General features: G+C 46.9%; 9 protein-coding genes. 7 read left to right on the top strand and 2 right to left on the bottom strand.

Annotated features, from left to right (window positions below; all coding sequences use genetic code 11):
• Positions 1 to 244: 244 nt before the first annotated feature.
• On the bottom strand, positions 245 to 1,843 hold the full coding sequence (locus tag H579_RS0109585; protein WP_028300494.1) for a methyl-accepting chemotaxis protein: 1,599 nt from the start codon (positions 1,841 to 1,843) through the stop codon (positions 245 to 247).
• Positions 1,844 to 2,246: 403 nt separating this feature from the next.
• Positions 2,247 to 3,884: a methyl-accepting chemotaxis protein gene (locus tag H579_RS0109580; RefSeq protein WP_028300493.1), complete on the bottom strand. Its 1,638-nt coding sequence runs from the start codon at positions 3,882 to 3,884 to the stop codon at positions 2,247 to 2,249.
• Between the two features lie 363 nt (positions 3,885 to 4,247).
• Here H579_RS0109580 and H579_RS0109570 point away from each other — a divergent pair, with 363 nt between their 5' ends.
• The 7 genes from H579_RS0109570 (at position 4,248) to ung (ending at position 11,944) form a co-directional block, all read left to right on the top strand.
• The gene (locus H579_RS0109570; protein ID WP_028300491.1) at positions 4,248 to 6,650 is read left to right on the top strand and encodes a Lon protease family protein; all 2,403 of its coding nucleotides are present in this window, start codon (positions 4,248 to 4,250) and stop codon (positions 6,648 to 6,650) included.
• Positions 6,651 to 6,757: 107 nt separating this feature from the next.
• On the top strand, positions 6,758 to 7,204 hold the full coding sequence (locus H579_RS0109565) for a DUF2489 domain-containing protein (protein WP_028300490.1): 447 nt from the start codon (positions 6,758 to 6,760) through the stop codon (positions 7,202 to 7,204).
• A 4-nt stretch (positions 7,205 to 7,208) separates the two neighbouring features.
• Complete coding sequence (locus tag H579_RS0109560; protein WP_028300489.1) at positions 7,209 to 7,673, top strand: YaaR family protein; 465 nt, start codon at positions 7,209 to 7,211, stop codon at positions 7,671 to 7,673.
• 727 nt (positions 7,674 to 8,400) lie between these two features.
• The gene (locus H579_RS0109555; protein ID WP_028300488.1) at positions 8,401 to 9,012 is read left to right on the top strand and encodes a riboflavin synthase; all 612 of its coding nucleotides are present in this window, start codon (positions 8,401 to 8,403) and stop codon (positions 9,010 to 9,012) included.
• Positions 9,013 to 9,269: 257 nt separating this feature from the next.
• Positions 9,270 to 10,565 carry an NCS2 family permease gene (locus H579_RS0109550; protein WP_028300487.1) on the top strand — a complete coding sequence of 432 codons (1,296 nt, stop codon included), beginning with the start codon at positions 9,270 to 9,272 and terminating at the stop codon, positions 10,563 to 10,565.
• Positions 10,566 to 10,568: 3 nt separating this feature from the next.
• A complete protein-coding gene (locus H579_RS0109545; protein ID WP_028300486.1) occupies positions 10,569 to 11,117 on the top strand; it encodes an adenine phosphoribosyltransferase in 549 nt (182 codons plus the stop codon).
• Positions 11,118 to 11,257: 140 nt separating this feature from the next.
• Complete coding sequence (gene ung / locus H579_RS0109540; RefSeq protein ID WP_028300485.1) at positions 11,258 to 11,944, top strand: uracil-DNA glycosylase; 687 nt, start codon at positions 11,258 to 11,260, stop codon at positions 11,942 to 11,944.
• Positions 11,945 to 11,960 lie beyond the last annotated feature (16 nt).

Here is an 11,960-nt window from a genome sequence, read left to right as displayed (position 1 = left end):
CAGTATGTTTTTTGTTATAGCGTCCGGGTGTACACACTTGAGTGTAGTCGTTGTGTTTGGAGCTGCAGGAGGTTTTTTAAGAGAAATTTTCAAGCATAGCTAAGGTCTGATTTAAAGTCTTTCGTGTTGCACAGGCGAGACGCAAAGTGCGGTTCGCATGTGCATAAATCAAAATAAAAAGCCCGCTATAACAATAAGTTGAAAGCGGGCTGTGAAAATATCTGTCTGAAGTCAGGTGCTATTTTTAATGGGTTTTGAACTGCTTGATCAGTTTTTCCAGTTCTTTAACTTCACCCTCAATTTGTTCCGTAGCTTGTACTACTTCAGTGGTGTCGTTACGTGTTTTCTCTGCTACATCCGCAATACTGACAATCCGCTGATCAATATCTTCGGCGACCTGGCTCTGTTCCTCGGCAGCGGTTGCAATCATGGTGTTCATTGAGTTGATGCTGTCTACTGCCATGGCAATATGCTCCAACGCCCCGGCAGCTTCTTCTGCTTGTGAGACACTGGTACTGGCCAGCTGTGAGCTTTGCTCCATAGAGCTAACGGCATTGCGTGCCTGGCTCTGCAGGCGTTCGATAATCTGCTTGATCTCTTCTGTCGATTCCTGGGTACGTTGGGCCAGGGTGCGCACCTCATCCGCGACTACTGCAAAGCCGCGGCCCTGTTCACCCGCGCGGGCTGCCTCAATGGCGGCATTTAAGGCCAGAAGGTTTGTTTGTTCGGCAATTCCGGTAATCACTTCTAATACCTTACCAATCTCTTCTGATTCGGCCTCCAGTTTATCCAATACATTGGAAGTGTCGTTTAATTGACTGACCATTTTCTGGATTTGGTTCACCGCTGACCGAACCACCTGCATACCGTTGCGGGCTTGGTCGTCAGCGCTGCGAGCAGCCTCTGCGGCCTGAATTGCGTTTTGAGCCACTTCGCTAACGGTGGCGCTCATCTCATTCATGGCGGTAGCGACCTGATCGATGTCGTTATATTGCTGAGCAACACCCGCTTCAGCGTCATTGGTTGCTTTTACTACATTTTTGCTATGACGACTGGTTCTTTCCGCCGCCTGGCGAGCGTTGTTAACCAGAGAGCTGACCTGATCAGCCATATCGTTATAGGCCGAAAACATTTTGCCTACTTCATTATCAGTATGAGTAACGTTAAAGCGATGGGTGAAATCACCCTGTCCCACATGAGAGAGGCGCCTTTGCAATCGTGAGATATTATCCATCAGCTGTCTTAAGCCAAAGATACGTCCCATAATCACCATAAATACAATAACGATAACGCAGATAAAAGCTGTCATTAGCATGCTTTTCATCGTGCTGTTTGCGGCCTGAGTCATCATTACGACCGCTTGGTTCATCTCTTTTAACACGATAGGTGATTGCTTTTGGATCTCTTGTGTCAGCTCAGGGGTCGGGGTGCTGGCATAGCGATTAATCATCCCTTTGTAGCTTTGCCATAATCCTTCTACTTTCTGCATTTGAGCCAGAATCGCTTTGTCATTAATTGGGTTCATGCCCAATTCTGTATTTCCATGAATGATATCTTTGTGAGAGCGCTCAAACAGCTGCATGGTTTTCTGTAAGGTATTTTGGTTTTCTACCTGTGCTGCGACCAGCAATGCCTCTTTGGCAATCTTCTGGCTGAGCATGCGTTGACGGCCAGCAATGTTAATCGTTTGAGGGTTGATGGCCATACTAAGATAGAGGGAAACACCTGAGGCTATTGCCAGAATGAATATAAGTGCGTAAGAAAGTAGAAATTGGGAGTTGAGGCTTCTTGCGCCACATAAGCGTAGAAGAAAATCAATAAAATTGGCAATAGAGTTCAGCATACTTGGCCCTGCTTGATAAAAAAACGGTCATACACTTAAGCAAACAGTTTATGGGGGCTTGTGTTCTTTGCCTAAGTATAGATAGTGTCTGACGAAACAGAACTATTTCTATTTTTCACCTGAAAGATGGGAAAACAGTGCTTAGTATTGGCATTTTGTTCCGTACAGCTATATTTTGACGTTAATATAAATTGATTAATTAAAATTCTATCACGCAGATGATTGATTTGACTGAATCTTTGTGTGGCTTTTTGTTATTCAACAGTCGAGTCTAGGTTTACGGCCATGGTTTATTGGTTTGGAATCAGATTAGTCGTATTTGTTCAGTATGGTTACCGGCCTCAAAAGGGTTGAGGCCGGCAGATAATGTATGTATTAGATGGTTATTGCTCGTGCTGATGTTTTAGATTTTGAATCGATGTACCAGTTGTTTGAGTTGTTCTGCCAGTGTGTGTAGTTCAGCGCTGGCCTGGCTGGTCTGTTCAGACGCCTGAGCGGTATCATTAGATAGATCAACGATATTAACCACGTTGCGGTTGATCTCTTCTGCCACTGAAGATTGTTGTTCTGCTGCGCTGGCAATCTGGTTAATCATATCATTGACACCCTGAATGGATGCCGAAATGGTATCCAGTGCTCCCTGAGTTGCCATCGCTTTTTCAGCCGTCAGCTGAGTGCTGGTGCGGCTGTTTTCCATTACGGTTACGGCTTGTTTGGCACCGGCCTGCAGTTGCTCAATCATCTGCTCGATTTCATGGGTGCTTTCCTGCGTCCGGCTTGCTAGGGTGCGTACTTCGTCAGCGACCACAGCAAAGCCCCGGCCCTGTTCACCGGCGCGGGCCGCTTCAATTGCAGCGTTCAATGCCAGCAAGTTGGTTTGTTCGGCAATACCACCGATGACATCCAGAACAGAGGAGATATTTTCCGCCTGTGCTTCCAGTTGTTGAATTACTTCAGTGGCTCGACCAACCTCGTCAGACAGTGAGCTTACAGTATGAGCGGTCTCATGGATGTTCTGTTTACCATCTTGAGCCTGTGCATCTGCTTCGCGGGTCGTGCTGGCTGCCTGGAGTGCACTTTGGGCTACCTGATGAATAGTGGCTGCCATCTCATTAATGGCTGTGGCTACGTGGTCGGTTTCAGAGGTTTGGCGTGTAATCACCTGAGTGGTTTGTTCCGTGGTTGAAGAGAGCTGTGATGCTGCTGCTGCAACTCTTTGGGTTGAGTTGTCCACTTCTTTGATGACACTCTGGATCTGGTCGACAAACAGATTAAAGGCCCGGGCCAGTTGGCTCATCTCATCATTACCAGAGGTATCCAGGCGCTGGGTCAGATCGCCGTCGCCTTGGCTGATGTTGTGCATGGCACGGTTGGCTGCCTCCATTGGGTTGATAATACTGCTGGCAATGAGGAACAGCACCAGAATAGTGAGGCCTAACCCGATGGCGGCGATAATGATTTGAGAAGATGCGTTACTCCAGAACTCCGCTTTAACATCATCTACATAGATGCCGGTTCCTATTACCCAGCCCCAGGGTTTAAAGCCTTCCACGTAGGATACTTTCTCAACCGGCTCTTCAAAGCCTGGTTTAGGCCATAGGTAGCTTTCGTTGCCTGCGCCCTTGGCTTTTACAATATCAACAAAATTTTTGAAGAACTGTTTGCCTTGCTTGTCTTTCAAACCGTACAGGTTTTTACCATTCAGAGCAGGCTTGATCGGGTGCATCACCATGATGGCATCCAGGTCGTTCACCCAGAAGTAATCTGTTTTGTTATAGCGTAGCTTTTCAATGGCTTTGAGAGCGGAGTCCTTGGCTTCCTGTTCCGTTTTTTTACCATCTTTAAACAGTTGATGTTGGTGTTGAACCATGGATATCACGGATTCCACCATATGCTGGGTTTTTTGCTGTTTCTCGCGGATCTGCATCTCATAGCTGGTTTTCAGGGAAAAGCTCATCAAGGCGACAATGCTAAGCACGGTAACCAGCAGGACAAGTACCATGCGGGATTTAATACCGATAGAACGGAGTGTTTGAGTCATTGGAGTACCACATCAGGCTCAAGGGAGATTTGCTGTCATACGCTTCGTTTGAGTGCTTTTGAATAAGGCGCTCCGCTTCTGTTTGGATGGGAGAGTAGTATTCAAAAGGGGCTTAACTCAGAAGGTGACTTTTTTAATATTTATAGTCTTAATCTACCAAAAAGTCGTATTAGTCTATATCCGCCAAAAGGCGAAGGGTTTTGTAATGTTAAGTAAATACTTCGTAAGTGCTATGTAAGTGTGTGCTTAAGGATTAAGGTGATGTCTGAGCGAAAGGAGAGGAAATGGTGTCGACAAATGGATGCTGAATTCACTGGCTTGGTGCATAATACATTGATACAGCTTGCTTTTTAGGAGAATTCAATGCAGGCACCCAAGCCTTTAGCTGTTTCTCGACTGAAGAAACGGTGCATCAAAAAGAACTTTCCCTGCGATCATACAGGGCAGATCAAACCTCTGGATCGCTTTATCGGCCAGCAACGGGCAGAGCAAGCGGTGCGTTTTGCGATTGCAGTACCTAAAAAAGGCTACAACCTGTTTGCTGTGGGTGAAAATGGCCTGGGCAAACGTACCATGCTTAAACGTTTTCTATCCGCTCATGCAGCGCAGATGCCTGCCCCAGCCGATTGGTGCTATGTCAACAACTTTGACTCCCCTCGTAAGCCCTGGGCGCTGAAACTCCCATCGGGAATGGCTGCTGAGTTGAAAAAGGATATGGAGGCGCTGATCAAAGAGCTGCGCCATGCCATTCCCTCTGCGTTTGAGCAAGAGGCCTTTGTTGAAAAGGCGGAGCTGATTCGGGAGGATTTCTCCGACGTTCAGGAGCATATGCTGAAAGAGGTGGCTGCGAAGGCGGAAGAATATCAGCTGAAACTGGTACTGCAGAATCCTGGTGGCTACTCCTTTATGCCTGTAGATGCTGAGGGTGAGCCCTATGCTGTCAAGGAGTTTAATTGCTTACCTGATGAGGAACGGGAGACGTTTAAAAACGGCATTGAACAGATGGAGAAGGAGTTGCGTGCGGCTTTAAGAGAGCTGGCCCATCTGGAAAAAGACAGTCGTGAAAAACAGCAGGCATTAAATGAGCAAATTACTCTGACAGCGATCCAGCATTGGTTGGTGGAGTTAAAAGATAAGTATCAGGCTCAGGAGCGAGTGCATGCTTATCTGGAAGCGGTACAGAAAGACCTGGTTGAGAATGTCGAAATTTTCCTGGAAGAAGATGAAAATGCCGATGCGGTGACCCGTGCATCGCCGGATCATAAAATTCCAGCGCGTTATCAGGTCAATGTGATGAGTTCCTGCAACCCGGATACCGGAGCGCCACTGATTATTGAGGATCTGCCGACCCATAATAATCTGGTGGGTAATGTGGAAAACATTACCTATATGGGCACAGTAGCTACCGACTTTTCTCTGATCCGTCCGGGGGCGTTACATAAGGCTAACGGGGGGTTTCTGATTCTGGATGCGGGCAAGTTGCTGCAACAGCCTTATGCTTGGGATGGCCTGAAACTGGCATTAAGAACCGGTTGTCTGCGTATTGATACTTTGGAAAAACAGCTGACATTGTCCGGTAGTGTCAGTCTGGAGCCTGAGCCGATTGAGCTGAACGTGACCGTCGCTGTGCTGGGTGATGCTGAGCAGTACTATCTGTTACAGCAGTATGACCCTGACTTTGCTGAGCTATTTAAGGTGCTGGCGGAGTTTGAAGGTGATATGCCGCGTTCAAAAGAGAATCAATGGCTGTATGCGCGTCTGATCAGTTCTATGGTGCATCAGGATGGTCTGCTGCACCTGAATCAGGATGCTATTATGACGGTGATTGAGCAGGGAGCCCGCGAAGCAGATCATCAGGCGCGTTTATCACTTAATGCCGCTGATCTTAATCACCTGCTGCGAGAGTCCGATTACTGGGCCAGAAGTGAAAATAAAGACATTATTGATGATGAGGCGGTCAGGCAGGCCATCGCCAGTCGGCAATATCGTTCCGGTCACGTCAAAGAGCGGATGTTCGACTCCATTAAGGATGGTGTGATTCTGATCGACTGTGATGGTGAGAAGATCGGTCAGGTCAATGGTCTTACCGTATTACGCATCGGAGAAAGTGATTTTGGTCAGCCCAGCCGTATTACAGCCACTGTGCATTATGGTAACGGTGAGGTGCTGGATATTGAGCGCAGTGTCCAATTAGGCGGTGCGTTGCATTCCAAAGGCATTATGATTCTGACCTCTTTCCTGAATGCATTATTTGGTCATAGCGATACACTTCCGATGGCTGCCAGCCTGGTATTTGAGCAATCCTATCATGGTGTGGATGGCGACAGTGCTTCTCTGGGAGAGCTGGTTTGCTTGCTGTCTGCTATGGCGGAAATTCCAGTGAATCAAGGCATTGCGGTGACAGGTTCGATTAATCAGTTTGGTGATGTACAGCCCATCGGTGGTGTGAATGAAAAGATCGAAGGGTTCTTTGATACCTGTGCCAGCCGAGGTCTCACTGGAGATCAAGGGGTGGTGATTCCTGTGCAGAACGTTGATAACCTGATGCTTAAAGATGAGGTGGTGCAGGCGTGTAAAGAGGGGCAATTTGCTATTTATGCGGTTGAACATGTGAGTCAGGCAATAAAACTAATGACCAATATTCCAGCCGGGCAGGCTAATGACAAAGGATGTTATGCCAAAAATACACTTTACGGTAAAATTCAGCAGCGCTTAAACAAGCTGAGAAAAAAGGCCCATGGTGGTAAGAAAAAGAAAACGCGATAAGTCGCGTTTATCGGGATAGAAATGATTGTACCAACTCTTAAGGCAGTTGGCGCAGATCCTGCTGCGAAACCTATTGGCATGCGATTTAAAAAGTTGAGGAGATTTTAGTGTCTACACAAGCTGCATTGGCTTTACTGGTGGTTGGTCTATTGATTGTTGCCGGTTTGGCCTACTATGCCCACACCCTAAGGCTTAAGGTGAAAGCCCGTGAGCAAGAGCAGCAAGCGGTTGTTGATCAGGCCCGAGTGAAAACATTGGAAAATATCCATTTTATTGCACGGGCATTACTGGAAGAGCAGGTTGATGTGATGGAAGCCTGTCTGAGAATCCGGGTCCTGATCGATATTATTGAGCCCGAGTGGTTTGAACTGCCAGAAGCTAAGGTGTTTAGTGAAATTTCCCGTCGCGGTGATCATCTGGCCGCTCATCAGGCGCGTAAAGATCTGCCTAAGCAGGAGCGTATGAGGCAGGATGTTGAGCGTATGGCGCTGGAAGCTGAGTATCAGGATGCCGCTTTGGATGGCGCGCGCTGGTTATTAACACAAAAGGCTTAATGGCATGATTAACGTAAATGACAAACTTAAGTCTTTTCGCACAGGTGTTAATGGGCGCAAGGGGAAAACGCGCGCAGCAGGAACGGCAGCATTAGGGCGCAGTTTTACCGATCATCTGGTTCAACAGGTCGATGAGGTGGCTAAGCCTTCGCTGAATCAACAGTTGGATCATCTGCGTCTGGCGCTTGATGATGCGGGGGCTAATCTGGAGCGTAATCCTTCATTAGGCAATCTTGAAGTATTTAAAGCGCTGTTAAGTAATCTGATCTCAACCGCGACCAAGGGCGCGTATCAGGTCGAGGGTATTGGTGCAGGCTGGTCTGCTGCGGAAAAACACCATGTGGTTAAGTTGATCGACCATGAGGCGGAAGAGCTACTGCAGCTGGTGCTGTCTGAGCAGAAAGATAAAATCAAGATTGCCACCAAATTAGTTCATATTAAAGGGCTGGTGGTCGATCTGTTGTCCTAGTCTCCCTGTGGTGAGACACTTTTGCTCGTCGTTTTTCAGGATAAGCTCTTTTCATCGTAAGAGCTTATTGTGTAAGTTATTTGTGTTGGTTATCTCCAGGTGTGGCTGTGCTGGATTTCAGGCAAAAAAAAGCCTCGCACTGTGTGTGAGGCTGAAGTCATATGCAAGAGCTAACAGAGGTTTCTCTCAGAGAGAGGCTTCCTTTGACCTATCAGAGAAAGCGTTCAGAGAAAAAGCCACCCCATAGAGGTGGCAAAACGCTGGACAAACCCGTTTGCACTTTTGTAACGCGCCTGCAAACACAGGAAAATGTAGCGCGACCCTATGGCGCTAATACTAAAGGCTAACAATAAACACGTCAATTTGACTTAGATAGATATAGTGTAAAAAAAGATTTACGTGTTGCATATCTTCTATAGCGCTATTTAATTTTAGAATATTTTATTGAATATTGTCACAATGTTAGATTTTTTTGCATGATTGATATTCTGTCAGTGTTATTGCGACTAAGAGTTTTGGGTCGGGGGGCTGTCGATTCGCTAGATAAGCGCCTGCATACAAATTTTTCGACATTTATCCTTACTCCAGGTGGTCAATACAATAATCTTGGGTAATCTGCTTGAGATAGTGATAAGAATACTGTAGTTAAGTCCGTAGTATATTTGGATTGTAAGTTTTTGAAATAAATTGTAACTCCTTGCCGTCGGCTGGGATAGAAGGATTAATTATGTTTACCGGTATTGTTCAGGGCACTGGCGTTATCTCAGAAATTATTGTTAAGGAAGGCTTTCGTACTCACATTGTTGAGATGCCGTCTGATTTGGTAGAAGGTTTAGAAATTGGCGCCAGCGTTGCGCATAATGGTTGTTGTTTGACGGTTACTGATATACATAACAGAACTGTGTGCTTTGATCTGATGCAGGAGACTTTGCGGTTAACTAATCTGGGCGCTCTGGAAGTAGGTGATGAGGTAAATATTGAGCGTGCAGCCAAGTTTGGTGATGAGATTGGTGGTCACGCGATGTCTGGCCATATTATGTGTACCACGGATGTGGTCAATATCATTGAATCTGAAAATAATTATCAACTTTGGCTTGCCCTGCCTGCAGGTTACGAAAAATATATTTTTGAAAAAGGCTATATCGGTATTGATGGTATCAGTCTGACGGTTGGTCAGCGTGATAAGAGTAATTTTTGCGTTAATCTGATTCCAGAAACACTGCAACGCACGGTCATTAGTCACAGAATGCTAGGTAGCTATGTCAATATCGAAATTGATCCGCAGACTCAGGCGATAGTCGATACCGTTGAGCGAGTACTGGCTCAGCAGGCTAAATAAACCGAAGCATATTATTTGTGGTATTTATTGGCTTTGATTGATCCAGGTCTTTTTTACTTAAGATTTACTTAATAGGCTATCGTTGAGTAAGTAATCTTTTTAAGAGGTGCTGGAGTTTTTACTCTGAATTCTCGCTTTTTGTGAGACTTTTGGCTAAGATGTCGCCACGATATGCAGCTTATGTTGTAATTCTCATATGAAACCTGGAAACGACCTTTCCGGGTTTTGTTGTTTCTGGACCTGTTCTGGACAAGCCAATGCTGGAAAAATTATTTAAGCTCAAAGAGCACAATACAAACGTTAAAACAGAAGTTGTGGCAGGTGTGACGACCTTCCTGACCATGGCTTACATCATTTTTGTGAACCCTTCTCTACTGGCCATGGCTGGTATGGATTACGGTGCGGTATTTGTTGCCACCTGTTTGGCTGCGGCTATCGGTTCTCTGATCATGGGTGTGTGGGCGAATTATCCTATTGCTCTGGCTCCGGGCATGGGACTGAATGCTTTCTTCACCTTTACCGTGGTGCTGGAGCTGGGGTACAGCTGGGAGTCGGCTCTGGGGGCGGTTTTCTTCTCCGGTGTGATTTTTACCGTTCTGAGTATCTTTAAGGTTCGTGAGTGGATTATTAACAGTATTCCACTGTCGCTGCGTTTAGGCATTGCGGCAGGTATCGGCCTGTTCCTGGCGATGATTGCACTGAAAAGTGCAGGTATCGTGGTCGACAGCCCTGCGACTTTGGTAACTCTGGGTGACTTGTCCGACCCTAAGGTGATGTTGGCCATTCTGGGCTTCTTTATCATTGTTTCCCTGTCCTACCGTCGCGTACTGGGTTCCGTAATGATCGGTATTCTGGTGGTTACGGTACTGTCCATGGTGATGGGCCTGAATGAGCTGAAAGGTGTGATGTCTGTGCCACCAAGTCTGGCTCCGACCTTTATGAAGATGGACCTGGCCGGTGCCTTAGAAGTGGGTATGCTGAGCATTATCTTCGCCTTCTTGTTTGTGGATCTGTTTGATACCTCAGGTACTCTGGTTGCCGTAGCGCAACAGGGCAAGCTGCTGGATAAAGACAAGCGTCTGCCACGTCTGGGACGTGCGCTGATGGCTGATAGTACGGCTACTATGGCTGGTGCTGCACTGGGTACTTCCACAACGACCAGTTATATTGAGAGTACGGCGGGTATCTCTGCCGGTGGTCGTACCGGTTTGACTGCTGTTGTTGTGGGTATACTTTTCCTGCTGTGTCTGTTTTTCTCGCCGCTGGCGGGCTCTGTACCAGCTTATGCGACGGCTGGGGCGCTGTTCTACGTGGCGGTACTGATGACCAGTGGTCTGGCTGAAGTGGATTGGACCGATTTGACCGAAGCGGCCCCTGTGTTTGTGGCTGCGATTGCGATGCCGCTGACCTTCTCTATTGCTAACGGTATTGCGTTTGGCTTTATCACCTATGCAGGTATCAAGCTGATGTCCGGTCGTCGTGATGATGTCTCTATCAGTGTGATGGTGCTGGCGGCTCTGTTTGTGCTGAAATTTGTTTTCCTGCAGGGCTAAACAATGACTGATGCATACTACAGTGATTATCTGCGCTCTGTTATCCGTACTGTGCCGGATTGGCCAGAGCCGGGCATTATGTTCCGTGATGTCACAACGCTGTTTAAGGATAAAAAGGCGTTTCGTTTTCTGATTGATGCCTTTATTCACCGTTATCACGATCATCAGATTGATGCGGTGGCTGGTGTGGATGCCCGCGGCTTTATTTTGGGCGCACCGATTGCGTATGAGCTGAATACCAGCTTTATTCCGGTTCGTAAAAAGGGCAAGCTGCCTTTTGAAACGGTGGAAGAGAGTTATGAGCTGGAATACGGTTCGGCCACCGTTGAGCTGCATACCGATGCCTTTAATCCGGGTGATCGTGTATTGCTGATTGATGATCTGATCGCGACTGGCGGTACTATGATTGCTGCAGCTAATCTGATTCAGCGTTTAGGTGCTGAGGTGGTAGAAGCCGGTGCCATTATCGATCTGCCAGATCTGGGCGGTTCGAAAAAGTTGGCTGAGCTGGGTATTGATGTCTTCTCAATCTGTGAGTTTGAAGGCCAGTAACTCAGCTCCTTGAGGCTGTCTTGCTCTGAAAAACCTGAAGTGTAAGCTTCAGGTTTTTTTATGGTTGACTGTTTCTGCAAGTGCGGGTCGCATCTGATAGACTTACGGCAAATTTTTGTCGGATATCAGGATACAGAGATGTGGCGATTGATCTGCCCGAAGATTGGCTTGTTGCACTTGGCAGTGAATTTGAACAGCCTTATATGAAGCAGTTAAAAGCCTTTTTGGCTCAGGAAAAACAGCAAAAGAAGGTGATTTATCCTCACTCATCAGATTGGTTTAATGCCTTTAAATATACACCGTTAAATCAGGTGAAAGTGGTGATACTAGGGCAAGACCCTTATCATGGCCCTGATCAGGCTCATGGTCTGTGTTTCTCTGTGCGTCCTGGTGTGAAAACACCACCATCACTGGTGAATATTTATAAAGAGTTGCAGGCAGACGTGGGTTTTCAGCCTGTGAATCATGGTTATTTAACTCATTGGGCTCAGCAAGGTGTACTGTTGCTCAACAGTGTGTTGACCGTCGAGCAAAGTAAAGCCGGTTCGCATCAGAAAAAGGGCTGGGAGCAGTTTACCGATAAGGTGATTCATATTATCAATGAGCAGCTGGATGGCGTGGTATTCCTGCTTTGGGGAAGTTATGCCCAGAAAAAAGCGGCCTTTGTGGATCAGCAGAAACACCTGGTGCTGAAGTCGGTACATCCATCACCTTTGTCAGCCCATCGCGGTTTCTTTGGTAATCATCAGTTCAGCCAAACCAATCAGTTTTTGCAGCAGCGAGGCAAAATGCCAGTTGATTGGCAGTTACCCTCTGAGCCAGCCTGACACCTCTGCGCTTATT

It is taken from the genome of Oceanospirillum beijerinckii DSM 7166 (genome assembly GCF_000422425.1).
Classification (GTDB): Bacteria; Pseudomonadota; Gammaproteobacteria; order Pseudomonadales; family Halomonadaceae; genus Oceanospirillum; species Oceanospirillum beijerinckii.
The sequence above is the reverse complement of the archived record's forward strand: the minus strand, read 5'-3'. Positions and strand labels throughout refer to the sequence as shown.